Raw genomic sequence first — 21,895 nt, 5'->3', positions numbered from 1 at the left:
GATGCCGGTTGCGCCGCTGTCTAGACCAGCATTGCGGCAGCAAAATGGTGAAAATCATCCGCACTCCGGCGCGGTTTCCGCCTCTGCCGCGCCGCGCGCGGCCCTCAGGCCCGCGCGTCGTCCATCAGGCGCCGCATCTCGGCGATCGCCGGGGCGAGCCCCAGAAAGATCGCCTCGCCGATCAGGAAATGCCCGATGTTCAGCTCCATCACCTCCGGCAGCGCGGCGACCGGCTGCACCGTGTCATAGGTCAGCCCATGCCCGACATGCACCTCCAGGCCCAGCCCATGCGCAAAGGTCGCCATCTCGCGCATCCGCGCCAGCTCGGCGTCGCGCTCCTCGAGCCGGCCCTCGGCGTGGAAATCGCAATAGGCCCCGGCGTGCAGTTCGACCACCTGCGCGCCGATCCGGTGCGCCGCCTCGATCTGTCGCCGGTCGGCAGCGATGAAGATCGACACCCGGCAGCCCGCCTCGCGCAGCGGCGCGATGAAATGCGCCAGCCGGTTCTCCTCGCGCGCCACCTCCAGCCCGCCCTCGGTGGTGCGCTCCTCGCGCCGCTCGGGCACGATGCAGACCGCGTGCGGCCGGTGCCGCAGCGCGATGGCCTGCATCTCTGCCGTCGCTGCCATCTCGAAGTTCAGCGGCAGCGCCAGCTGCTCCATCAGCCGGTCGATGTCGGCGTCGGAAATGTGCCGCCGGTCCTCGCGCAGGTGCGCGGTGATGCCGTCGGCGCCGGCCTCCTCGGCGATCCGGGCGGCGCGCACCGGGTCGGGATAGGCGCTGCCGCGCGCGTTGCGCACGGTGGCCACGTGGTCGATGTTGACGCCAAGGCGCAGCTTTCCGGCATAGGATGTCATGGTCGCGCTCTCCCCTTCTCGCAGTGCCGCAAGAGGTAGAAGCCCGCCGCGAAAAAGAAAACCGGATTCTCGACAACCCCGGCCGCCGCCCGCGCCGCGCCCCGGGCTTCTTCTTGGTCCAAATACCTCCGGGGGAGTCGCGCGCAGCGCGGCGGGGGCAGCGCCCCCAGCCCCCTCGACATCCTCACTTCGGCTGCGAGCCAATCTTTTTCTTCTTGGCCTTCAGCTCCGCCAGCTTGGCCTTGATCACGCCCTTGCGGCGGTTCTGAAAGGCGGTGATCACCGGCAGCGAGACGTAGTAGCAGACCATCCCCGCCACGATCCCGGGGATGATCCCGCCGATCATGTAGGGAAAGAACACCTCGTCGTAAAAGATCATCAGCCCGGTCCAGTCGGTCTGGTCCGGGGTGAAAAGCGCGACGAAGTTGCGCCACAGGTCATCGCCCGCATGCACGAACTTCCGGCCCAGGCTGCCGTGGTCCGGGTTGCCCTGCAAACCCAGCAGCCAGTAGCCGGTCTTCATCGAGATGACGCCGATCGGCACATAGGTCAGCGGGTTGCCGAAAAAGGTCGACAGCACCGCCGCCAGGATGTTGCCGCGCATCACCCAGGCGATCAGCGCGGCGGTGACGAAATGCAGCCCGTAGAACGGCGTGAAGGTGGTGAACACGCCGGCAAAGATGCCGCGCGCGATCCGGTGCGGCGGGTCGGGCAGCCGGTTCAGCCGCAGCCGGACGTAGCGCGCGGCGCGGCCCCAGCCGCCGCGCGGCCAGAGCGCCTCCTGCACGATCCGCCAGACAGGCCGCCTGTCGCGTCTCTTGAAGACCAAGGCCTTCCCTTCCCGTGTTACTCCGCCGCGGCGGGGACCGTCTCGAGGCCCGGGTCACGCCGCCGCTCGACCGAGGCGACGTTGCTCTCCGCCTCCAGGATGGAGATCAGGGAATGCAGATGTTCGGCGTCCCGCAGGTCCACATCCATCATGAGTCGGTAAAAATCCGGTTTCCGGTCGATGAAGTTCAGGTCCGAGATATTGGCCTTCGTCTCGCCGATCAATGTGCAAATCCGTCCCAGGACACCGGCGTCGTTGCCGATGGTCAGTTCCAGGGACACCGTGTAGACGGCCGGGTGCTTGCCCTCGGCCCAATGCAGGTCCAGCCAGCGTTCCGGGTGGTCCTCGTGGTCGGCCAGCGCGGCGCAGTCGATGGCGTGCACCGCCACCCCGCGGCCGCGATGCGCCAGCCCGACGATGCGTTCGCCCGGCAGCGGCTGGCAGCACTTGGCGCGCTCGAAGCCCTGGCCCAGTTCCAGCCCGACCACCGCCCGCGCGGCCTCGATCACGCCGTCGTCCTTGATGGCGAGGTTGGGATAGACCGCCTCGACCACCTCGCTGGTGGTCAGCTCGGCGCTGCCCAGCCGCGCCAGCAGCGTCTCGACATCCTCCAGCCGCAGCGTCGCCGCGGCCTTTTCCAGCACCTTGTCGGTGGCCTTCTTGCCGCGCGCCTCGAAGGCGGCGCGCGCCAGCTCGTGGCCCAGCTTGGCGTAGCGTTCCTTGTTGGCCTCGCGCAGCGCGCGGCGGATCGCCGACTTGGCCTTGCCGGTGGTCGCCATGTCCAGCCAGGTGGCCTGCGGCGCCTGTCCCTCGGCGGTGAGGATCTCGACCGACTGGCCGTTGCGCAGCCGGGTCCACAGCGGCACCCTTATGCCGTCCACCTTGGCGCCGACGCAGCGCGACCCGATCCGCGTGTGGATCGCGTAGGCATAGTCGATCGGCGTCGCACCGCGCGGCAGCTTGACCACGTCGCCCTGCGGGGTAAAGCAGAACACCTTGTCGGAATACATCTCCAGCTTGACCGCCTCCATGAAGGCGTCGTGGTCTTCCTCGGCGTCGAACTGTTCGGTGACCGACACGATCCACTTGGCCGGGTCCACGGCAAAGCGGTTCTCGGCCCGCTCGCCGTCGCGGTAGGACCAGTGCGCGGCGACCCCGGTCTCGGCGACCTCGTGCATCTCGCGGGTGCGGATCTGCACCTCGACGCGCTTGCCGTCGCGGCCCGACACGGTGGTGTGGATGCTGCGGTAGCCGTTGGTCTTGGGCTGGCTGATGTAATCCTTGAACCGCCCCGGCACCGCGCGCCAGCGCTGGTGGATCGCCCCCAGCGCGGTATAGCAGTCCGCCTCGGACCGGGTGATCACGCGAAATCCGTAGATGTCCGACAGCCGGGAAAAGCCGACCTGCTTTTCCTGCATCTTGCGCCAGATCGAATAGGGCTTTTTCGCGCGGCCGAACACCTCGGACTCGACCTTGGCCTTGTCCAGCTCGTGGCGCATGTCGCTGGTGATGCGCTGCACCACGTCGCCGGTCTCGCGCTGGAGCGTGATGAAGCGGCGGATGATGCTGTCGCGGCCCTTGGGGTTGAGCACGCGAAAGGCGTGGTCCTCCAGTTCCTCGCGCATCCACTGCATGCCCATGCGCCCGGCCAGCGGGGCAAAGATCTCCATCGTCTCGCGCGCCTTCTGGACCTGCTTTTCCGGCTTCATCGCCTTGATGGTGCGCATGTTGTGCAGCCGGTCGGCCAGCTTGACCAGGATCACCCGCAGGTCCTTGGACATCGCCATGAACAGCTTGCGGAAGTTTTCCGCCTGCTTGGTCTCGGACGACGACAGCTGCAGGTTGGTCAGCTTGGTGACGCCATCGACCAGGTCGGCGATCTCCTCGCCGAATCGCTTGCGGACCTCTTCGTAGGTCGACCGCGTGTCCTCGATGGTGTCGTGCAGCAGCGCGGTGATAATGGTGGCATCGTCCAGCTGCTGTTCGGTCAGGATCGCCGCCACCGTGACCGGGTGCGAGAAATACGGCTCGCCCGACTTGCGGGTCTGCCCGGCGTGCATCGCCAGGCCATAGTCATAGGCTGCCGTGATCAGCGCGGCATTGGTCTTGGGGTTGTAGTTCCGGACAAGCTCAACGAGGTCTTCTGCCGAGATCATGGCACGTCACCCCGTCGCTCCAGGGTCAGCCTTGCCCCTGGGCCTCCATCAGCGCGCGCAGCAGTTTTTCCTCGGACATGTCGTCATCCTGCGGCTTGTCCGATTCGGCGCCCATGAGGATCGCCATGGCGTCCTCTTCGGGTTCGTCCACCTCGATCTGGGTCTGGTTGGACTCGATCAGGCGCTCGCGCAGCTCCTCGGCCGACTGGGTCTCTTCCGCGATCTCGCGCAGGGCGACAACGGGGTTCTTGTCATTGTCGCGGTCGATCGTGATCGCCGCACCGGCAGAGATCTCGCGCGCACGGTGTGCCGCCAGCATCACCAGTTCGAACCGGTTGGGAACCTTGTCAACGCAATCTTCTACCGTCACGCGGGCCATGGAATGCTCCGTAGTCTTGGGATAGGGGGCCTCAGAAGACGCCGACATAACGCGGCCAGCCCGGATTTACAAGGGTTCTCGCCGCCGCTCCTGCCCCGGGGGCGTCTCAGCGCAGCGGCTCGATCTGCGCGCGGTCGGCCTCCGGCAGCGCCGCCAGCATCTCCGCCACCGTCGCGCCCAGCAGCGGATGCCGCCAGCCCGGCGCGATGTCGGCCAGCGGGACCAGCACGAATCCGCGTTCCTGCATCCGCGGATGCGGCAGGATCAGCTCGGCGGGCGCGCGCCGCGCCTGATCTTTGGCGGGCAGGGCGCGCCACTCGGCCTGCGTCGCCGCGTCCGGCAGCACCGTGTCGCCGGCGGCCAGCAGGTCCAGGTCCAGCGTGCGGCTGCCCCAGCGCTGCCGCCGCTCGCGGCCGAACGCCGCCTCCACGGCGTGCAGATGGTCCAGCGTCTCGGCCGGGGTGAGTTCGGCGTCGATCGCGGCGCAGGCGTTGACGTAGTCCGGCCCCGCGCCGGGCGGAAAGCACGGCGTCGCGTAGAACCGGCTGACCCGGCGCAGCCGCAAACCATGCGTCGCAAGCGCCCGTAGGGCGGCCGTCAGCGTGCCCGCGGTGTCGCCCGCGACCGAGCCGAGATTTGACCCTAGGGCAATCAGGAATTCTTGTGCCATCCGCCTAATTCAACTATTCTTAAGAGACGTCCGCCTGACTTGATACTCGCGACAAAAGCAATAGTCTTATCTGCACCTTCTCGCCACAACGTTTGCACTCACGAACCTTGGGCGGGCATTGGACGAAAGGGAATTTGATGTTTTACAAGGATGAACGGCTCGCCCTGTTCATAGACGGGTCGAACCTCTACGCCGCGGCCAAGGCGCTGGGGTTTGATATCGACTACAAGCTGCTTCGGCAGGAGTTTGCCCGTCGTGGCAAGATGGTGCGTGCCTTTTACTACACCGCGTTGCTCGAGAACGATGAGTATTCGCCGATCCGGCCGCTGGTCGACTGGCTCCACTACAACGGCTTCACCATGGTGACCAAGCCCGCGAAGGAGTACACCGACAGCCAGGGCCGTCGCAAGGTCAAGGGCAACATGGACATCGAGCTGACGGTCGATGCCATGGAACTGGCGCCGCGTGTCGATCACATCGTGCTGTTCTCCGGCGATGGCGACTTCCGCCCGCTGGTCGAAAGCCTGCAACGCCAGGGGGTGCGCGTGTCGGTGGTTTCGACCATCCGCTCGCAGCCGCCGATGATCGCCGACGAACTGCGCCGCCAGGCCGACAACTTCATCGAACTCGACGAACTGCGCGAAGTGATCGGCCGTCCCCCGCGGGACACCCAGGTCGAACGCAACTTCGAAGTCGCCTCGAGCAAGTGACACAGGCCGCGTCCGCCTCGGCGGGCGCGGGCAGGACGACAGGCGAAGGCGGCGTCACTCCGCCGCTTTCTCCTCAAACCCCTCATGCGCGGCGGTCAGCCGATCCATCGTGGCCAGCGCCTCTTCGACGGTCGCGACCGCGCTGTCCGGCTGGACCAGCGACAGCAGGTCCGGCGCTTCCTTGACGATCACGCCGCTGACGATGACGTAGATGTCCAGGTCGACAGCCCGTATCGCATGGATCAGCAGGGCCAGCGCCTCGGCGGTCTGCTTGCCGCCCGACGACAGCCCCACCACCGGGGGCCGCGTACGCTCGATCCGGTCGAGGATCTCGCCATGCGAGGCCCCCACGATGACCTCCACGTCCCAGCCCTTCTGCCGGAACAGCTCGGCCGCCATCTCGACGCCCAGGCTGTGGGTCTCGCCGGGGACGCTGGCGAACAGCACCTGGTCCTGCTTGGTGATCTTGGGCGGCGGCAGGGCCGCGCGCAGCTTGTGCACCAGCTCGAAGATGCGGCTGACGCCCATCGTGACCTCGGCAAAGCTGATCCGGCTGTGATCCCACATCGCGCCCAGCCGTTCCGCCGCCGGCGCCAGGTAGCGGCCATACATCACCTCCAGCGTCAGGTGGCGCGCCTGCAACCGTTGCACCATCCCGAGCGCGACACCCGGGTCTCGGTGCAGCAGCGCCTCGCACAGCACGTGGATGTCGGTGTCGGTCGGATGCTCGGCGTCGGCGCTGTCCATGTCGCGCGCGGTCCGGCTGGTCAGCCGCCGCACGACCTCGCGCGCCAGCCGCTCCAGCGCCGGTTCGGACAGCTGCGCCTGCAAGGCCGCCGCGCGGTCCTCGGCACGCTGAAAGAAGGCTTCGTCAAAGTCGATCATGTGCACATATCCCCATGCGCCACTGTACATCGGCCGTTAACGAAGTGCATGATACTTCCGCGTTTTTTGCTCGAATCTTCCGGTCACGATCCCGCTGTCACGCGGAGTGGACAGGTGCCGGGCTGGACCTTCCGCGCGCCGCGATCTAGGTCTGTAAATCAAAGATGACGAAGGAATGCAGGTATGTCTGACACTCTGCCGCCGCTCACGCTGTACCTGGCCGCGCCGCGCGGTTTCTGCGCCGGGGTCGACCGCGCCATCAAGATCGTCGAGATGGCGCTCGAGAAGTGGGGCGCGCCGGTCTACGTCCGGCACGAGATCGTGCACAACAAATACGTGGTCGACGACCTGCGGGCCAAGGGCGCGGTCTTTGTCGAGGAGCTGTCGGAATGCCCGGACGACCGCCCGGTGATCTTTTCCGCCCACGGCGTGCCCAAGTCCGTCCCCGCCGAGGCCGCCCGGCGCGAAATGATCTACGTCGACGCCACCTGCCCGCTGGTCTCCAAGGTCCACATCGAGGCCGCCCGCCACCACGAGAACGGCTTGCAGATGGTGATGATCGGCCACGCCGGCCACCCCGAGACGGTGGGCACCATGGGGCAGCTGCCGGCGGGCGAGGTGCTGCTGGTCGAGACGGTCGCGGACGTGGCCGGATTACGGGTTCGTGATCCGGATCGTCTTGCCTACGTGACGCAGACGACGTTGTCGGTGGATGACACTTCAGAGATCGTCGCGGCGCTGAATGCCCAATTTCCGGGCATTGTCGGCCCGCACAAGGAAGACATCTGCTACGCCACGACGAATCGGCAGGAGGCGGTCAAGGCGATCGCGCCGCGCGCCGAGGCGCTTCTGGTGGTCGGCGCGCCCAATTCGTCGAACTCGCAGCGCCTGGTCGAGGTGGGCCGCCGCGCCGGCTGCGACTACGCGCAGCTGGTGCAGCGCGCCGCCGACATCGACTGGCGCGCGCTGCAGGGCGTGCGCAGCGTCGGCATCACCGCCGGGGCGTCGGCGCCCGAGGTGCTGATCGACGAGGTGATCGGCGCCTTTCGCGCCCGCTATGACGTGACGGTGGAAATGGTCGAGACGGCGCAGGAGCGCGTCGAATTCAAGGTGCCGCGCATCCTGCGCCAACCGGCGTGACGGAGGACGACGCTCGTCCCGGCGCAAGGCCGGAACATCGCCCCGCCCACCGTCCCTTGACGCGCCCGGGACCCCGCATCTTCCGGCTCTAGATACCTTGGGGAGCGCGAGGGGTGAGGGGCCCGCCCCGTGCCTGCAAAGCCTTCCCCTCGCTTCCGACCCAACCCAGACCGCCACGGTGCCGCCCATGTCCCAGATCCCCCGCTCCGCCCTGCTGCTCGGCCTTGCCGGCGTGTTGCCCTTTGCCTGGGGCGCGCTGACGATCCATGTGCCCGCCGCCTACGACCTTGGCCTTGCCACGCTGGGCCCGCGTTTTGTCGGCCCCTATGTCGCGCTGTTCTACGGCGCGGTGATCCTGTCCTTCATGTCCGGCGTGCTCTGGGGCTTTGCCACCAAGGCGCAGGGCGGGCAGGCCACCACCGGCTATGCGCTCTCGGTGATCCCGGCGCTCTGGGCCTTCTTCACCACCGGCGGCGGCGAAGTCACCGCCGCGCTGAACCTGATCTTCGGCTTTCTCGGTCTCCTGCTGCTCGATTTCGCCTTCTGGCGCTGGGGGCTCGCGCCGCCCTGGTGGATGCGGCTGCGGGTCCTGCTGACCACCCTCGTGCTGGCCTGTCTCGCGGTGATCCCGCTGTCCTGACGCCGCAGGCCCCACCCGGCAAATGCGCCGGGGCGACAGCCGCCCCTTGCGGAGCCCGCCGGGAAAAGGCAACACCGGCAGCCATGACCGATCCCGACACCATCCGCCTCTACGACACCCGGGCCGAGGATTACGCCCGCCTCACCGGCTCGGACGCGCCCGACGCCACGCTGGCGGCCTTCATCGCCGCGCTGCCGCCACAGGCCAAGGTGCTCGACCTCGGCTGCGGCCCCGGCCTGTCGGCCGCCCACATGGCCGCCGCCGGGCTGCGGGTCGAGGCCTGGGATGCCTCCGAAGCCATGGCGACCCTCGCCGCCACCCGCCCCGGCGTCACCGCCCGCCAGGCCAGCTTTGACGATCTCGACGCGCAGGCCGCCTACGACGGCATCTGGGCCAATTTCAGCCTGCTGCACGCGCCGCGCGCCGACATGCCGCGCCACCTGTCGGCCATCGCCCGCGCGCTGACCCCGGGCGGGTTGCTGCACATCGCGGTCAAGGAGGGCGAAGGCGAACGCCGCGACGCCCTCGGCCGCCTCTACACCTATTACTCCGAAGCCGCCCTCACGACGCTGCTGCAAGACGCCGGCCTCACCCCCGGCCCGTTCCGGCGCGGGCAGGACATGGGCCTCGACGGTGTCGTCGCCCCCTGGATCTCGGTGACCGCCCATGCCTGAGCTTTTCGCCTATACCGACGGCGCCTGTTCCGGCAATCCCGGCCCCGGCGGCTGGGGTGTGCTGCTGCGCGCCATGGAGGGCGACGAGATCGTCAAGCAGCGCGAACTCAGCGGCGGCGAGGCGCAGACCACCAACAACCGGATGGAACTGCTCGCCGCGATCAACGCGCTGGAAAGCCTGACCCGCCCGACCAGCATTACCGTCGTGACCGACAGCGCCTACGTCAAGAACGGCGTCACTGGCTGGATCCACGGCTGGAAACGCAATGGCTGGAAGACCGCCGCCAGGAAACCCGTCAAGAACGTCGAACTCTGGCAGCGGCTGGACGAGGCGCAGAAAAGCCACGACGTCACATGGAAATGGGTCAAGGGCCACGCCGGCCACCCTGAAAACGAACGCGCCGACGAACTCGCCCGCGCAGGCATGGCGCCGTTCAAAACATGATGCCGCTGGTCCTGCTCGACTATTCCTCGACGCTGGTCTTTGCCCTGACCGGGGCGCTGGTGGCCAGCCGCGCACAGCTGGATGTCGTCGGCTTCGCCTTTCTCGCCGGGCTGACCGGCCTCGGCGGCGGCACCCTGCGGGACCTGCTGCTGGACCGCACGCCGATCTGGATCGCCGATCCCACCTACCTCGCCGTGGTCACCGGGGCGGCGGTGCTGGTGTTCTTCACCGCCCACCTGATCGAAAGCCGGCTCAAGGCGATCTACTGGCTCGATGCGCTGGCCCTCGGCATCGCGGTCGCCGCCGGGTCCGGCGTGGCGCAGCGGATGGGGATGCCGGCCGAGGTGGTGCTGGTCATGGGCATCGCCACCGGCTGCGCGGGTGGCCTTGCCCGTGACGTGGTGGCGAACGAGGTGCCGCTGGTGCTGAAACAGGGTGAGCTTTACGTCACCTGCGCGCTGGCCGGCTCGCTGGCCACAGTCGTCGCCGACACCTTGGGCGCGCCGCCCGCGCTGACCGCCGCGCTGGCGGCTGTCGTCACCATCGGGTTGCGCGCCGGCTCGCTGGCGCTGGGCTGGAAACTCCCGGTCTACCGGCCCCGCCCGCCGCGCAGCCGCTGACCAGTGCAAACCAGCCGCCCCGCAAAGGGCGCGCCCGGGCTTCTTTGGTTTGCAAAATACCTCGGGGAGCGCGAGGGGTGAGGGGCTTGCCCCGAACGTGCGCAGCACCCCCCTCGCTTCACCCCCCGCCGCAAGCGCCTACTGCAAATCGCCGAACGCCCGCTGCATCCGCGCCACCGCCTCTTCGACCCGCGCGCGCGGCATGGCGAAGTTGAACCGCAGGTAACGCTCGCCGCCATAGCCGAAGGTCGGCCCGTGGTTCACCGCGATCTTGGCATCCTGCTCGACCCGCCGGGTGAACTCCTCGCGCGCCATGCCGGTCCCGGCGAAATCCACCCAGGCCAGGTAAGTCGCCTGCATCGGCATCGACGCCACCCCCGGGATCGCGTTGATCCCCTCGTCAAACAGCCGCCGGTTGCCGTCGAGATACGTCACCAGCTCATCCACCCAGGCCGCGCCCTCGGGCGAATAGGCCGCCGTCGCCATGAACAGGCCGAACGAGTTGGGCGAAATCCCCATCCCCGCCATCGCCTGCCCGAACCGCGCGCGCAGCGCCGCGTCCGGCACGATCACGTTGCCGACATGGGCGCCGGCAATGTTGAAGGTCTTGGAGGTCGCCGTCATCATCACCAGCCGGTCGGCGATGTCCGGCGCGGCCACCGCCATCGGCACATGGGTATGTCCCGGCATCACCAGGTCATGGTGAATCTCGTCCGACACCAGCACCAGGTCGTGCCGCGCGGCAAAATCGGCCACGCCGCGCAACTCCTCCGCGCTCCACACCCGCCCGCCGGGGTTGTGCGGCGAACACAGGATCACCATGCGCTCCGCGCCGGTCATCAGCGCGTCGTAGCCGTCGAAATCCATCTCGTAGATGCCATCGCGCAGCACCAGCGGGCATTCCACCACGGTCCGCCCGGCGGCGCGGATCACCCGGGCAAAGGCGTGGTAGACCGGGGTGAACAGCACCACCCCGTCGCCAGGCTGGGTGTAGGCGTGCAGGCACATCGCCGTGCCGTTCACCAACCCGTGGGTGGAAAAGATCCACTCCGGCTGCACGCTCCAGCCGTGCCGCGTCTCCATCCACCAGCAGATCGCCGCGCGATAGTCGCGGTCGTCGCCGAAATAGCCGTAGATCCCGTGATCGACCATGCCCTGAAGCGCCGCGCTCACGCAGGCGGGCGGGCGGAAATCCATGTCCGCCACCCACATCGCCAGCCCCTCCGCCGGCGACACGCCATAGCGCTCCTCCATCTGGTCCCACTTTGTCGAATGGGTGCCGACCCGGTCGATCACTTCGTCAAAACGGCTCATGCCTGTGTTCCTCTGCCTTGTCGCCGCGCAGGCTAGCCATCTGGCGGCCAAGGGCAAGGCCCCGGACGCTTGCCTATCGCGCGCGCGCCGCTTAAATGGCAGGCCATGAAACGGCCGATCCTCATTCACCCCGATCCCCGCCTGAAAAAGGTCTGCGACCCGGTCGATGACCTGTCGGACGAGTTGCGCGCGCTGTCGGACGACATGCTCGAAACCATGTACGCCGCGCCGGGCATCGGGCTGGCCGCGCCGCAGGTGGGCGTGCTGTCGCGGCTGATCGTGCTCGACTGCGCCAAGCCGGACAACGGCGACGAGGCGCGCCCGTTGGTGATGTTCAACCCGCGCGTGCTGGCCAGCAGCGACGAAAAGAACGTCTACGAGGAAGGCTGCCTGTCGATCCCCGATCAATACGCCGACGTCGAACGCCCCAAGGTCGTGGATGTCGAATGGCTGGGCGCCGACGGCAAGCTGCACAGGGAAACCTTTAACGGCCTCTGGGCGACCTGCGTGCAGCACGAGATCGACCACCTCGACGGCGTGCTGTTCATCGACTACCTCAAGCCGCTGCGGCGCCAGATGATCACCCGCAAGATGGTCAAGCTGAAGAAAGAACGCGCGCGGGAGAAGGTGTGAGCACGCTTCCCATCCTCAAGTGGCCCGACCCCCGGCTGGCGCAACCCTGCGCCCCGGTGCAGGATCCCGGCACGCTCGACCAACTCGTGACCGACATGTTCGAGACGATGTATGCCGCCCCCGGCCGCGGCCTCGCCGCGCCGCAGGTCGGCGTGATGACACGACTCTTCGTGATGGACGCGGGCTGGAAGACGGGCGAGATGACCCCGCTGGTCTGCATCAACCCGGCGATCCGGTCGGCCTCGGAGGATCTGGCGACGGGGGAGGAGGGCTGCCTGTCGGTGCCCGGCGTGACCGCGCAGGTCGCCCGCGCGCGGCAGATCACGCTGGGGTTCACCGACCTGTCGGGCCAGCCGCAGGAGCTGGCGCTGTCCGGCGCCGCCGCGATCATCGCCCAGCACGAGCTGGACCACCTCGACGGGGTGATGCACTTCGACCGGCTGGAGGAGGCTGCGCGCGCCGCGCTGCTGGCGGAGTATGACCGGGCGCGCGGCGCATGACCGTCCGCCCCTTCGTGCCCTGGCCGGACAAGCGGCTGCGCACGGTCTGCGCCCCGGTGCCCGAGGTCACGGACCAGATCCGCGCGATCTGGGAGGACATGATCGAGACGATGGAGGCGATGCCCGGTGTCGGCCTCGCCGCGCCGCAGATCGGCGTGATGCTGCGCCTCGCGGTGGTCGATGCCTCGGACACGCGCGGCCAGGCGATCCGCATGGCCAACCCCGAGATCCTGCACGCCTCGGTCACCTTCCGCGAACACGACGAAGCCAGCCCCAACCTGCCCGGCGTCCACGCCACGATCAGCCGCCCCCGCGCGGTGACGGTGGCCTATCTCGACGAGACCGGCACGCGGGTGGAAAAGGACCTGGTCGGCCTCTGGGCGACCTCGGTGCAGCACCAGGTCGACCACCTGAACGGGCGGATGTACTTTGACCTGCTGAGCAAGGTGAAGCGCGACATGCTGCTGCGCAAGGCGCGCAAGAAGGGCTGACCGGTCCCGCAGCGCCAAAGGCGTTTCGAAACGCCTTTGGACAAGCGGCTGCGCAGCCGCTTTTGAAACGCGCTTGCAAGCGCGTTGTCCAAGGGCCTTCGAAGGCCCTTGGGTCGCACCCCATCCTCGGTTAGACAGCCGTCCCGAGGCCAGCTTAGGATCGACCCGATGCGCATCGTCTTCATGGGCACCCCCGACTTCTCCGTCCCCGTGCTCGACGCGCTGGTGGCGGCGGGGCACGACATCGCCTGCGTCTACTGCCAGCCGCCCCGCCCCGCCGGGCGCGGCAAGAAGGACCGCCCCACCCCCGTCCACATGCGGGCCGAGGCGCTGGGCCTGCCGGTGCGCCACCCGGTCAGCCTGAAGACACCCGAGGCGCAGGCCGAGTTTGCCGCGCTGAAACCCGATGTCGCGGTCGTCGTCGCTTATGGCCTGATCCTGCCGCAGGCCATCCTGGACGCGCCGCGCCACGGCTGCCTGAACATCCACGCCTCGCTGCTGCCGCGCTGGCGCGGCGCGGCACCGATCCACCGCGCGATCATGGCCGGCGACGCGCAGACCGGCGTCTGCATCATGCAGATGGAGGCCGGGCTGGACACCGGCCCGGTGCTGCTGCGCGAGGCCATCCCCATCGGCGACACCGAGACCACCGGGGACCTCCACGACCGCCTCAGCGCGCTGGGCGCGCGGCTGATCGTCGAGGCGCTGGCGCGGCTCGACACCCTGATCCCGCACCCGCAGCCCGACGAGGGCGTCACCTACTCCGCCAAGATCGACAAGGGCGAGGCGGCGGTGGACTGGTCCCGCCCGGCCGAAGAGGTCTCGCGCCTGATCCGCGGGCTGTCGCCTTTCCCGGGCGCCTGGACCACGGCGCAGGGCGAGCGGATCAAGCTGCTTGGTGCCGAACCGGCGACAGGGCAGGGCGCGCCGGGCACCACGCTGGACGACGCGCTGACCGTCGCCTGCGGCAGCGGCGCGCTGCGTGTCACCCGGGCGCAGCGCGCGGGCAGGGGCGCGCAGGACGCCGCCACTTTCCTCATGGGCTTTCCCCTGCCCAAGGGCACGCAGCTGGGCGCGTGACGGGCTGGGCATTGCCCCGGCCCGCCGCTATCCTGACCCCGACCCAACAGAAGGCGCGCCAGATGTTTCCCTCCCTGATCGGCACCGTGGTGATCGCCGGGATCGTCGGATACCTGTCCGAAAAGACCGGCTTTACCCGCAACGGCATCCTGCAGAGCATCATCATCTGCATCGGCGGCGCCTTCCTGTTCTATTTTGTCACCATCATGTTCCACGTCGGCTTTCGCGCGCAGGGGCTGAACGCGATCCTCGCCTCGGTCGGCGCGCTGATCATCGTGCCCACGCACTGGCGCAGGCGCTGACCCGGCGGTGTCCCCGGCCGCACGCGCGGTCAGGGGGCGCTGCCCCCGTCGCCTTCGGCGCCTCCCCCGAGGTATTTTTCAAACCAAAGAAGCCCGAACGCGTCCACTTGCGGTCAGGAACGCCCCCTATGCCTGAGCCGCCCGCTGGACTATCCTGCGCGCAGGACGCGCCCTTTCCCCGTCAGGAGACCCCCATGCCCATCATCTGGCTCATCATCATCGGCGCCGCTGCCGGTTTCATCGCCACCCGGCTGATGAAGATGGACACCCCGATCCTGCCGACCATCGCCATCGGCATCGGCGGCGCGCTGATCGGCGGGCTGGTCCTGCGCTTCATCCTGATGGTCGGCGGCATGCTGGCGGGGCTGGTGGGCGCGGTGCTGGGGGCGCTGCTGCTGATCTGGGTCTGGAAGACCTACCTGCGCTGATCCCCGCGCCACGCGGCTGTGCGTGACCGCAAACCCCTTGCGCGCCCAGGGACCTTGGCCGCGCGGCCGACACCGACTACCTCCCTGGTACAGACACAAGAGGGGAGACCGTCATGGGACAGTTGATCGAGGGACGCTGGGACACCGGCTGGTACGACACCGGAAAGACGGGCGGCGCCTTTGTCCGCTCGGACTCGGTCTGGCGCAACTGGATCACCCCGGACGGAACGCCCGGACCCAGCGGCGAGGGCGGCTTTGCCGCCGAGCCCGGCCGCTATCATCTCTACGTCTGCCTTGCCTGCCCCTGGGCGCATCGCGCGCTGATCTTTCGCAGCCTCAAGGGGCTGGAGGACCTGATCTCCGTCAGTGCCGTGCATCCCGACATGCTGGACGATGGCTGGACCTTTGCGAGTGACCGGCAGGGCGCCACCGGCGACACGCTCTACGGCCTGCCCTTCCTGCGCGACATCTACACACGGGCGGACCCGAAGGCGACCGGCCGCGTCACCGTGCCCGTGCTGTGGGACAAGCAACGCCAGACCATCGTGTCGAACGAATCCTCCGAGATCATCCGCATGTTCAACAGCGCCTTCGACCGGCTGACCGGCAACAGCGCCGATTTCTGGCCCGAGGACCTGCGCACCGCGATCGAGCCGGTGAACGCCCGCATCTACGACACCGTCAACAACGGCGTCTACAAGGCCGGGTTCGCCACCACGCAGGCGGCCTATGACGCTGCCGTGGGGCCGCTGTTCGACACGCTCGACTGGCTGGAGGAGCGGCTGGCGCGCAACCGCTACCTGATGGGCGACCGCCTCACCGAGGCCGACTGGCGCCTGTTCACCACGCTGATCCGCTTTGACAAGGTCTACCACGGCCACTTCAAGTGCAACCGCGCGCGGATCGTCGACTACCCCAACCTCTGGGCCTACACGCGCGAATTGTACCAGTGGCCCGGCGTCGCCGAGACGGTCAACTTCGACCACATCACCCGGCACTACTACTACAGCCACGAGACGGTGAACCCGTATCGCATCGTGCCCGCCGGCCCTGATCTGGACCTCGCCGCCCCGCATGGCCGCGAGACGCTGAAGGCGGCCTGAGCCTCAGCCCGCGGGCGCGTTCAGCGGCGCCCGCGCGTAGTGGTGCACCATGCTGGTCAGGTCGTCGGGCGGCGTGGTGCTGGGCAGGTAGGCGCAGGCATTGGCGCACAGGTTGAAGATCGACCCGTCCGAAAAGAAGCCGCTGTTGGTGACAAAGATGATCCGCGCCTCGGGCTGGCGGTACTGCGCCACGTCCGCCACCGACAGCGCGCTGCCGTCCTCCAGAACGACATCCAGGATGATGACCTGGAATCGTTCGATCGCCAGCAGTTCGAACGCCTCGTCTTCGGAGGCCGCAAGCCACACTTGCGCCCCGCTGCGGTGCAGGTGCCGCTGCCAGAGCTGGGCAAGAGGCACGCGGCTTTCGACGATCAATACGTTCAAGCGGGCCTCCTGATACTATTCTTATGACTATAACAAGTTCATCAAACGTTCATAAGGGTGAAGATTCGGTTAATTGTTCGGTAATTTTGGAACAAACGGTAAATTTCCGCTTCGCGAACGGCACGATCCTGTCGCCGCGATGCCGCCGGGCAGGCTGTCCGACACAGCCCGCTTGCCCCTTGCGCCCGGATTGATAATCTGCCCGCAACAGGCATCGAACGGGGAATTTCCATGCGGTTTTCGGCATTTATCGGCGCTTTGGCGATGGCGGGCGCGGTGCAGGCGCAGGATGTGCCCTGCGGTGGCGGCTTTGGCGCCTTCGTCGAAGGGCTGAAACTCGAGGCGGTGACGCTGGGCCATGACCCGGAGACGGTTCGGCGGTTTTTCGCCGGTGTCCAGCAAAGCGACGCCGTTCTGCGGGCCGACCGCCGCCAGGGAATCTTCCAGGACCCCTTCGTCACCTTCTCGCGCAAGCTGATCAGCCAGGGCCGGCTGGACAAGGGCCGGCAGATGGCCGACCGCTACGATGCGGTGTTTGACCGGATCGAGGCCGAATACGGCTTGGCGCGCGGCGTGCTGCTGGCCTTCTGGGCCTTCGAGACCGATTTCGGCGCCTTCCAGGGCGATTTCAACACCGTCAACGCGCTGGTGACGCTGGCGCATGACTGCCGCCGCCCGCAGATCTTCCGGCCGCAGATCTTTGCCGCGCTGTCGCTCTACGAAAAGGGCGACCTTGATCCGGCGACCACCACCGGCGCCTGGGCCGGCGAGATCGGCATGGTGCAGATGCTGCCGCGCGACATCCTGGAGAACGGCGTCGACGGCGACGGCGACGGTCATGTGACGCTCAAGACCAGCGCGCCGGATGCGCTGATGTCCGGGGCCCGGATGCTGTCGCATCTCGGCTGGCGCCCGAACGAGCCCTGGTTGCAGGAGGTCACCGTGCCCGAGGGCATCGACTGGTTCGACACCGGGATGCACACCACCAAGACGGTGGCCGAATGGGAACAGCTGGGCGTGCGCGGCCGGCACGGGCCGCTGGACGACGGGCGGTTGCAGGCCTCCATCGTCGTGCCGCAGGGCCGCAAGGGGCCGCTGTTCATCGCCTATCCCAACTTCAGCGTCTACTTCGAGTGGAACCAGAGCTTTACCTACGTGCTGACCGCGGCCTATTTCGCCACACGGTTGCAGGGCGCGCCGGTCTACGACGCCGGCACCCCCGAGCCGGGCCTGTCCGGCGACGAGATGAAGCTGTTGCAGCGCAAGCTGGCCGATCGCGGTTTCGACGTGGGCGAGATCGACGGCATCCTCGGCGCCGGCACCCGCGCGGCGGTGCGCACCGTCCAGCGCGAACTGGGCATGCCCGCCGACGCCTGGCCGACCCCGGCGCTGCTCGGGCGGCTCTGACACCCGCCAGCCGCTAGCCCGGCGCGGCCTAGCGCGGCGGGCTGCCCGGCTTCGGCGGCGGCTCGCACAGCTCCCAGAAATCGCGCAGCGTCGCGAGGCTGGCCATCATGCCCTTCTTGTCGTGCGGCTTGACGATATAGCCGTTCGCGTGCTGCCTGTAGGCCTTGGCGATGTCGCGCGGGCAGTCCGAGGTGGAGAAGACAAAGACCACGGTGTCCGAACCCGCCCGCGCGCTGCGCAGCCGTTCCAGGAACTCGTGCCCGTTCATCCGCGGCATGTTGATGTCGAGCAGCACGAAATAGGGTGGCCGCAGCCGGTCCGACTCCAGCAGGTCCAGCGCCTCGAGCCCGTCCGAGGCATGGGCCACGGCGGCGTCCGGGGCAACCTTGCTCAGCGCCCGGCGGATCATCATCGCGTCCAGGCTGTTGTCTTCGACCAGCAGGATGTTCATCGCTCGCGCCATGTCACGCCGCGTGCTCCAGGGGGCCGGTCGCGCCGCCCGCGGTCCTGGGCCAGTCAAAGCTGAAATCGGCGCCTTGCCCCTCGGCCGAGGTCACGCGGACCTCGAAACCATGGCGCTGCACCGCCTTGCGGACGATGGCCAGCCCGATCCCGGTGCTTTCCGGGTCGCCCGACTTGCGCAGGGTCTGGAACACCTCGAACACCCTGTCCTGAAACTCGGGCGCGATGCCGTCGCCGTCGTCCCGGACCGAGACGCGCAGCCGGTCGCCGCTGTCGCGCATGGTCAGCCAGACCCGCGCGGTGCCCCGGCGCGGATGGTACTTGAACGCGTTGCCGACCAGGTTCTCGATCACGCGCCGGAAATTGTGGCTGTCGCAGGCGATCCGGTCGACATCGGTGTCCAGCGTGATCTGCGACCCCTCGACATCGAAATCCGCGACGCAGTCGGTCACCAGCGCGCCGACCGACAGGCCGGGACCGGGTTCGCCGTCCGGCTGGCTGACGCGCGAGAATTCGAGGATGCCCTCGGTCAGGTCGTTCATCCGCTCGACACGGTCGCGGATCATGTCCAGCTGGGACTTGATCTCGCCTTTCGGGTCCAGCGGGCCGACCATCTCTTCCAGGTCCTCTTCCAGCACGTCGGCCAGGAACCCGATCCCGCGCGCCGGCGTCTTGAGGTCGTGCGAGGCGATGTAGACGAATTGCTCGATCGCCGCGTTGGCCTTTTCCAGCGTCTCGGACTTGGCGCGCAGTTCCCCGGTCAGCTGGCGGGCATAGTCATGCGCCCGGTGGTTGGAGCGCGCCAGCATGACCAGGAAGGAGATCACCAGCACCTCGATGATCAGCCCGCCGATCAGGATCAGCGTCGGCTGGTCATAGCCGTTGGCGGCGCGAAAGGCCGCGTTGGTGCGGATGTCGATCATCCAGGTCCGGCCGTAGAGGTCCAGCGCGACGGTCTCTTCGAACATCGGTTCGGCGTCGTGCAACGGCTCGTCGCTGCCATGTTCGTCGTAGATCGTCCTCTCGCCGTCGCGCAGGCTGAAGCGGACCTCGCGCAGGTCCTTGGACAGCAGCCCCTCGACCAGGTTGCGCACCACGAAGGGCGCGTAGACGACCCCGGCAAAGCGTGCCCGCCGCTCCTCCAGCGTGGCCGGCACGGTGCCCCGGTAGAACGGCGCGTAGAACAGAAAGCCCGGCGTATGCCCGCTGTCCTGCACCAGCACGATCGGCCCGGTGATCCGGGCGGTGGCGCTGTCGCGGCTGTCCAGCAGCCCGGTCCGGCGGTTGATCTCGTGCGCCACGTCCAGCCCGATCGCGGCGGCGTTGATGTCCTCGGGTTCGATGTAGGTGATCGGCAGCAGGAACGGCTGCGCGTGATCCGGAAAGACCGAGAACGCCCGCCCCTCGGCGGCGCGCTCGGCCATGTAGGCGGGAAAATCGGGCCGCTCGACGTAGTGGATCACGCCGATGCCGTTCACGCCGGGATATGTCTCGCGCAGGTGCAGCGAATTGGCAAAGACGCGCCATTCCGCGTGGGTCAGCTGTCCGTCGCGTGACTCGACATGGGCGACCCCGGACCGCAGCGCATCCTCGTAGCGCGACATGCGGTCTTCGATCAGCCGGACGGTGCGGTCCCGCGCGGCCTCGAACCGGCCCTGGACCTGCAGATCGACCTGGTGTTTCGAATACAGCCAGGCGCCCAGCGTCAGGGACAGCGACATCGCGACGATGACGACATGCAACGCCGACAGGCGGCCCACCGTCAGGTCCAGGCGGTGCGAGGCGAACATCGACTTCATGGCGGTCCTTTCGGGATGGCGGGACCGCGCCAGCATCGTCACGAGGCGTTAACCCGAGGTGAAGGACCGTGCCCCGCGTCGGGTCAGTTTGTCTCGAAACGGGGTTTTCCCGGCGGGAACTCGCCGCCTCAGCCGATGATCTCGAACCTGTTCACATCCACCATGCCCCGGTCGGTGATCTTCAGCGCCGGGATCACCGGCAGCGCGAGAAAGGCCAGTTGCAGGAACGGCTCTTCCAGCCCCACGCCCAGCGATTTCGCCGCCGCGCGCAGGTCCACCAGCCGCGCGCGCACCGCCTCGAACGGCTCCAGCGACATCAGCCCCGCCACCGGCAGCGCCAGCTCCGCCAGCACCTGCCCGTCGCGCACCACCACGAATCCGCCCTCGATCTGCCCCAGCCGGTTCGCCGCCACCGCCATGTCGGCGTAATCCACACCGACGCAGGCGATGTTGTGGTGATCGTGGCAGACGGTCGAGGCGATGGCCCCCGCCTTCAGCCCGAACCCGCGGACAAAGCCGGTGGCGATGTTGCCGTTCCTGCCGTGCCGCTCCACCACCGCGATGCGCACGAGGTCGCGCGCGGTGTCCGGCGCCTTGTCGCCGTCGACGATGGCAATGTCCTCGTGCAGGTGATCGGTCAGGATCTGCCCCTCGCGGATGCCGATCACGTCGGTCTCCACCCGGTTGGCGCGGGCGCGGAAATCCTCGGCCACGACCCGCGGCGCCTTGACCGAATGCCGCCCCACCGGCGCCACCGTTTCCCGCCCCGCGAACGCCTCATCCGACAGCACCACGCCCCCCGCCAGCACCAGCCGCGCGTCGCAGGCCTCCAGCGATCCCAGCGCCACGATATCCGCCCGCCGCGCCGGCGCGATCATGCCGCGATCCTTGAGGCCGAAGGCCTCGGCGGCCGACAGGGTCGCCGCCCGGTAGACCGCCAGCGGCGGACAGCCCAGCCGGATCAGCTCGCGGATCATGTAGTCGAGGTGGCCATGCTCGCCGATGTCCAGCGGGTTGCGGTCGTCGGTGCACAGGCACATGTAGGGCGCAGTGCGTTCGTCCAGCAGCGGCTGGAGCGCGTGCAGGTCCTTGGAGACCGAGCCTTCGCGGATCAGCACCCGCATCCCCTTGCGCAGCTTTTCCAGCGCCTCTTCCGCGCTGGTCGCCTCGTGTTCGGTCCTTATGCCGGCGGCGACGTAGGCGTTCAGGTCCTTGCCCGACAGCAGCGGGCAATGCCCGTCCACATGCCCGCCCTCGAACAGCCGCAGCTTGTCCATGCAGTACGGATCGCGGTGGATCACGCCGGGAAAGTTCATGAACTCCGCCAGCCCCAGCCCCGAGGCATGCCCGCGCAAGGCGGCGATATCGGCGGCGTCCAGCTGCGCTCCGGCCGTCTCCATGTGGGTCGAGGGCACGCAGGACGACAGCTGCACCTTGATGTCCATCAGCGTGTGGCGGCTGGCCTCTTGGAAATAGCGCACCCCCGCCGCGCCGATCACGTTGGCGATCTCGTGCGGGTCGCAGATCGCCGTCGTCACCCCGCGCGGCCCGACGCAGCGGTCGAACTCGAAAGGGGTCACCAGCGAGGATTCGATGTGCAGGTGCGTGTCGATGAAGCCGGGCACCAGGATCAGCCCGCTGACGTCGATCACCTCGCGCCCCTCGTAGGTGTCGAACACGCCGACCACGGTGTCGCCGCAGATCGCGACATCGCCCTCCAGCAGATCGCCGGTCATCAGGTCGTAGACCCGCCCGCCGCGCAGCACCTTGTCCGCAACCTCGTCGCCGCGCCCCTGCGCGATCCGCCGCTCCAGTTCCGCCATGTGCCTGCCTCCTTGTGCCTTTCCCGGATCATGTCACAGGTGTCAGGGCGGGGCGAGGGGGGGCGCTGCCCCCCGTCCCGGAGCAAGTCCGGGACTCCCCCCGGGAGTATTTTGACAGAGAAGAAACACGGGCGCGGCGTTTATGGCTTCTTCTCTGTGCAAAT

At 68.1% G+C, this 21,895-nt stretch carries 25 protein-coding genes; 14 read left to right on the top strand and 11 right to left on the bottom strand.

Annotated elements, in window-relative coordinates; all coding sequences use genetic code 11:
* Window positions 1-104 precede the first annotated feature (104 nt).
* From MAA8898_RS10725 to folK, 5 genes are all read right to left on the bottom strand, one after another.
* Window positions 105-857 (bottom strand): pyridoxine 5'-phosphate synthase, encoded by a 753-nt coding sequence (locus MAA8898_RS10725; RefSeq protein WP_094021012.1) that lies wholly within the window; start codon window positions 855-857, stop codon window positions 105-107.
* Window positions 858-1,041: 184 nt separating this feature from the next.
* Window positions 1,042-1,686 (bottom strand): DUF2062 domain-containing protein, encoded by a 645-nt coding sequence (locus MAA8898_RS10715; protein WP_094021010.1) that lies wholly within the window; start codon window positions 1,684-1,686, stop codon window positions 1,042-1,044.
* A gap of 17 nt (window positions 1,687-1,703) precedes the next feature.
* On the bottom strand, window positions 1,704-3,842 hold the full coding sequence (locus MAA8898_RS10710; RefSeq protein ID WP_094021009.1) for a RelA/SpoT family protein: 2,139 nt from the start codon (window positions 3,840-3,842) through the stop codon (window positions 1,704-1,706).
* Between the two features lie 25 nt (window positions 3,843-3,867).
* Complete coding sequence (rpoZ, locus tag MAA8898_RS10705) at window positions 3,868-4,221, bottom strand: DNA-directed RNA polymerase subunit omega (protein ID WP_094021008.1); 354 nt, start codon at window positions 4,219-4,221, stop codon at window positions 3,868-3,870.
* A gap of 106 nt (window positions 4,222-4,327) precedes the next feature.
* On the bottom strand, window positions 4,328-4,891 hold the full coding sequence (gene folK / locus MAA8898_RS10700; protein WP_094021007.1) for a 2-amino-4-hydroxy-6-hydroxymethyldihydropteridine diphosphokinase: 564 nt from the start codon (window positions 4,889-4,891) through the stop codon (window positions 4,328-4,330).
* Window positions 4,892-5,028: 137 nt separating this feature from the next.
* Here folK and MAA8898_RS10695 point away from each other — a divergent pair, with 137 nt between their 5' ends.
* Entirely contained in the window at window positions 5,029-5,601 is a 573-nt protein-coding gene (locus MAA8898_RS10695) for a LabA-like NYN domain-containing protein (protein WP_043142294.1), read from the top strand.
* 54 nt (window positions 5,602-5,655) lie between these two features.
* On the opposite strand, the gene MAA8898_RS10690 is transcribed toward MAA8898_RS10695, so the two are convergent.
* Window positions 5,656-6,486, bottom strand: a complete 831-nt coding sequence (locus MAA8898_RS10690; RefSeq protein ID WP_176445124.1) for a cobalamin B12-binding domain-containing protein — start codon at window positions 6,484-6,486, stop codon at window positions 5,656-5,658.
* A gap of 183 nt (window positions 6,487-6,669) precedes the next feature.
* Between MAA8898_RS10690 and ispH the strand changes: the two genes are divergently transcribed.
* The 5 genes from ispH (at window position 6,670) to MAA8898_RS10665 (ending at window position 10,005) form a co-directional block, all read left to right on the top strand.
* Complete coding sequence (gene ispH, locus MAA8898_RS10685; RefSeq protein ID WP_094021005.1) at window positions 6,670-7,626, top strand: 4-hydroxy-3-methylbut-2-enyl diphosphate reductase; 957 nt, start codon at window positions 6,670-6,672, stop codon at window positions 7,624-7,626.
* Window positions 7,627-7,813: 187 nt separating this feature from the next.
* On the top strand, window positions 7,814-8,266 hold the full coding sequence (locus MAA8898_RS10680; protein WP_094021004.1) for a DUF3429 domain-containing protein: 453 nt from the start codon (window positions 7,814-7,816) through the stop codon (window positions 8,264-8,266).
* Window positions 8,267-8,349: 83 nt separating this feature from the next.
* Window positions 8,350-8,940, top strand: coding sequence for a class I SAM-dependent DNA methyltransferase (locus tag MAA8898_RS10675; RefSeq protein ID WP_094021003.1), 591 nt, complete (start codon window positions 8,350-8,352; stop codon window positions 8,938-8,940).
* On the top strand, window positions 8,933-9,385 hold the full coding sequence (gene rnhA / locus MAA8898_RS10670; RefSeq protein ID WP_094021002.1) for a ribonuclease HI: 453 nt from the start codon (window positions 8,933-8,935) through the stop codon (window positions 9,383-9,385). Before MAA8898_RS10675 ends, rnhA begins: the two co-directional genes overlap by 8 nt.
* A complete protein-coding gene (locus tag MAA8898_RS10665; RefSeq protein WP_094021001.1) occupies window positions 9,382-10,005 on the top strand; it encodes a trimeric intracellular cation channel family protein in 624 nt (207 codons plus the stop codon). The genes rnhA and MAA8898_RS10665 overlap by 4 nt, the downstream gene beginning before the upstream one ends.
* 138 nt (window positions 10,006-10,143) lie before the next feature.
* Here the strand turns inward: MAA8898_RS10665 and MAA8898_RS10660 are convergent, their stop codons facing one another.
* On the bottom strand, window positions 10,144-11,319 hold the full coding sequence (locus tag MAA8898_RS10660) for a MalY/PatB family protein (protein WP_094021000.1): 1,176 nt from the start codon (window positions 11,317-11,319) through the stop codon (window positions 10,144-10,146).
* 105 nt (window positions 11,320-11,424) lie between these two features.
* Here MAA8898_RS10660 and def (MAA8898_RS10655) point away from each other — a divergent pair, with 105 nt between their 5' ends.
* The 7 genes from def (MAA8898_RS10655) to MAA8898_RS10625 all read left to right on the top strand — a co-directional run bounded on the left by def (MAA8898_RS10655) (window position 11,425) and on the right by MAA8898_RS10625 (window position 15,856).
* Entirely contained in the window at window positions 11,425-11,952 is a 528-nt protein-coding gene (gene def / locus MAA8898_RS10655) for a peptide deformylase (RefSeq protein WP_094020999.1), read from the top strand.
* Window positions 11,949-12,452, top strand: coding sequence for a peptide deformylase (gene def / locus MAA8898_RS10650; RefSeq protein ID WP_094020998.1), 504 nt, complete (start codon window positions 11,949-11,951; stop codon window positions 12,450-12,452). The genes def (MAA8898_RS10655) and def (MAA8898_RS10650) overlap by 4 nt, the downstream gene beginning before the upstream one ends.
* Window positions 12,449-12,943: a peptide deformylase gene (gene def, locus MAA8898_RS10645; protein ID WP_094020997.1), complete on the top strand. Its 495-nt coding sequence runs from the start codon at window positions 12,449-12,451 to the stop codon at window positions 12,941-12,943. The genes def (MAA8898_RS10650) and def (MAA8898_RS10645) overlap by 4 nt, the downstream gene beginning before the upstream one ends.
* 168 nt (window positions 12,944-13,111) lie before the next feature.
* A complete protein-coding gene (gene fmt, locus MAA8898_RS10640; RefSeq protein ID WP_094020996.1) occupies window positions 13,112-14,023 on the top strand; it encodes a methionyl-tRNA formyltransferase in 912 nt (303 codons plus the stop codon).
* Between the two features lie 62 nt (window positions 14,024-14,085).
* Complete coding sequence (locus MAA8898_RS10635; protein WP_094020995.1) at window positions 14,086-14,325, top strand: hypothetical protein; 240 nt, start codon at window positions 14,086-14,088, stop codon at window positions 14,323-14,325.
* A 194-nt stretch (window positions 14,326-14,519) separates the two neighbouring features.
* The gene (locus MAA8898_RS10630; protein ID WP_094020994.1) at window positions 14,520-14,753 is read left to right on the top strand and encodes a GlsB/YeaQ/YmgE family stress response membrane protein; all 234 of its coding nucleotides are present in this window, start codon (window positions 14,520-14,522) and stop codon (window positions 14,751-14,753) included.
* A 113-nt stretch (window positions 14,754-14,866) separates the two neighbouring features.
* A complete protein-coding gene (locus MAA8898_RS10625) occupies window positions 14,867-15,856 on the top strand; it encodes a glutathione S-transferase family protein (RefSeq protein ID WP_094020993.1) in 990 nt (329 codons plus the stop codon).
* A gap of 3 nt (window positions 15,857-15,859) precedes the next feature.
* Here MAA8898_RS10625 and MAA8898_RS10620 read toward each other — a convergent pair whose 3' ends face one another.
* Window positions 15,860-16,240, bottom strand: coding sequence for a response regulator transcription factor (locus MAA8898_RS10620; RefSeq protein ID WP_094020992.1), 381 nt, complete (start codon window positions 16,238-16,240; stop codon window positions 15,860-15,862).
* Window positions 16,241-16,471: 231 nt separating this feature from the next.
* On the opposite strand from MAA8898_RS10620, the gene MAA8898_RS10615 reads away from it, so the two are divergent.
* Window positions 16,472-17,647, top strand: coding sequence for a lytic murein transglycosylase (locus tag MAA8898_RS10615; protein WP_094020991.1), 1,176 nt, complete (start codon window positions 16,472-16,474; stop codon window positions 17,645-17,647).
* A gap of 28 nt (window positions 17,648-17,675) precedes the next feature.
* On the opposite strand, the gene MAA8898_RS10610 is transcribed toward MAA8898_RS10615, so the two are convergent.
* From MAA8898_RS10610 to ade, 3 genes are all read right to left on the bottom strand, one after another.
* Window positions 17,676-18,098: a response regulator gene (locus MAA8898_RS10610; RefSeq protein WP_245853358.1), complete on the bottom strand. Its 423-nt coding sequence runs from the start codon at window positions 18,096-18,098 to the stop codon at window positions 17,676-17,678.
* A 13-nt stretch (window positions 18,099-18,111) separates the two neighbouring features.
* The gene (locus MAA8898_RS10605) at window positions 18,112-19,908 is read right to left on the bottom strand and encodes a CHASE domain-containing protein (RefSeq protein ID WP_245853356.1); all 1,797 of its coding nucleotides are present in this window, start codon (window positions 19,906-19,908) and stop codon (window positions 18,112-18,114) included.
* 128 nt (window positions 19,909-20,036) lie between these two features.
* Complete coding sequence (gene ade / locus MAA8898_RS10600; protein ID WP_094020989.1) at window positions 20,037-21,731, bottom strand: adenine deaminase; 1,695 nt, start codon at window positions 21,729-21,731, stop codon at window positions 20,037-20,039.
* Window positions 21,732-21,895: the final 164 nt, after the last annotated feature.

Origin of the sequence: Antarctobacter aquimaris (assembly GCF_900184945.1) — a bacterium.
GTDB lineage: Bacteria > Pseudomonadota > Alphaproteobacteria > Rhodobacterales > Rhodobacteraceae > Maliponia > Maliponia aquimaris.
The sequence above is the reverse complement of the archived record's forward strand: the minus strand, read 5'-3'. Positions and strand labels throughout refer to the sequence as shown.

Excerpts from the sequence above, each read along its gene's own strand:
- MAA8898_RS10635 (WP_094020995.1), top strand. The coding sequence starts at position 14,086 with ATGTTTCCCTCCCTGATCGGCACCGTGGTGATCGCCGGGATCGTCGGA.
- MAA8898_RS10710 (WP_094021009.1), bottom strand. The coding sequence starts at position 3,842 with ATGATCTCGGCAGAAGACCTCGTTGAGCTTGTCCGGAACTACAACCCC.
- MAA8898_RS10610 (WP_245853358.1), bottom strand. The coding sequence starts at position 18,098 with ATGAACATCCTGCTGGTCGAAGACAACAGCCTGGACGCGATGATGATC.
- folK (WP_094021007.1), bottom strand. The coding sequence starts at position 4,891 with ATGGCACAAGAATTCCTGATTGCCCTAGGGTCAAATCTCGGCTCGGTC.
- MAA8898_RS10660 (WP_094021000.1), bottom strand. The coding sequence starts at position 11,319 with ATGAGCCGTTTTGACGAAGTGATCGACCGGGTCGGCACCCATTCGACA.
- MAA8898_RS10680 (WP_094021004.1), top strand. The coding sequence starts at position 7,814 with ATGTCCCAGATCCCCCGCTCCGCCCTGCTGCTCGGCCTTGCCGGCGTG.
- MAA8898_RS10605 (WP_245853356.1), bottom strand. The coding sequence starts at position 19,908 with ATGAAGTCGATGTTCGCCTCGCACCGCCTGGACCTGACGGTGGGCCGC.
- MAA8898_RS10690 (WP_176445124.1), bottom strand. The coding sequence starts at position 6,486 with ATGATCGACTTTGACGAAGCCTTCTTTCAGCGTGCCGAGGACCGCGCG.
- MAA8898_RS10675 (WP_094021003.1), top strand. The coding sequence starts at position 8,350 with ATGACCGATCCCGACACCATCCGCCTCTACGACACCCGGGCCGAGGAT.
- fmt (WP_094020996.1), top strand. The coding sequence starts at position 13,112 with ATGCGCATCGTCTTCATGGGCACCCCCGACTTCTCCGTCCCCGTGCTC.
- ade (WP_094020989.1), bottom strand. The coding sequence starts at position 21,731 with ATGGCGGAACTGGAGCGGCGGATCGCGCAGGGGCGCGGCGACGAGGTT.
- MAA8898_RS10665 (WP_094021001.1), top strand. The coding sequence starts at position 9,382 with ATGATGCCGCTGGTCCTGCTCGACTATTCCTCGACGCTGGTCTTTGCC.
- MAA8898_RS10625 (WP_094020993.1), top strand. The coding sequence starts at position 14,867 with ATGGGACAGTTGATCGAGGGACGCTGGGACACCGGCTGGTACGACACC.
- def (WP_094020997.1), top strand. The coding sequence starts at position 12,449 with ATGACCGTCCGCCCCTTCGTGCCCTGGCCGGACAAGCGGCTGCGCACG.
- MAA8898_RS10695 (WP_043142294.1), top strand. The coding sequence starts at position 5,029 with ATGTTTTACAAGGATGAACGGCTCGCCCTGTTCATAGACGGGTCGAAC.
- rpoZ (WP_094021008.1), bottom strand. The coding sequence starts at position 4,221 with ATGGCCCGCGTGACGGTAGAAGATTGCGTTGACAAGGTTCCCAACCGG.
- rnhA (WP_094021002.1), top strand. The coding sequence starts at position 8,933 with ATGCCTGAGCTTTTCGCCTATACCGACGGCGCCTGTTCCGGCAATCCC.
- MAA8898_RS10725 (WP_094021012.1), bottom strand. The coding sequence starts at position 857 with ATGACATCCTATGCCGGAAAGCTGCGCCTTGGCGTCAACATCGACCAC.
- ispH (WP_094021005.1), top strand. The coding sequence starts at position 6,670 with ATGTCTGACACTCTGCCGCCGCTCACGCTGTACCTGGCCGCGCCGCGC.
- MAA8898_RS10630 (WP_094020994.1), top strand. The coding sequence starts at position 14,520 with ATGCCCATCATCTGGCTCATCATCATCGGCGCCGCTGCCGGTTTCATC.
- def (WP_094020999.1), top strand. The coding sequence starts at position 11,425 with ATGAAACGGCCGATCCTCATTCACCCCGATCCCCGCCTGAAAAAGGTC.
- MAA8898_RS10615 (WP_094020991.1), top strand. The coding sequence starts at position 16,472 with ATGCGGTTTTCGGCATTTATCGGCGCTTTGGCGATGGCGGGCGCGGTG.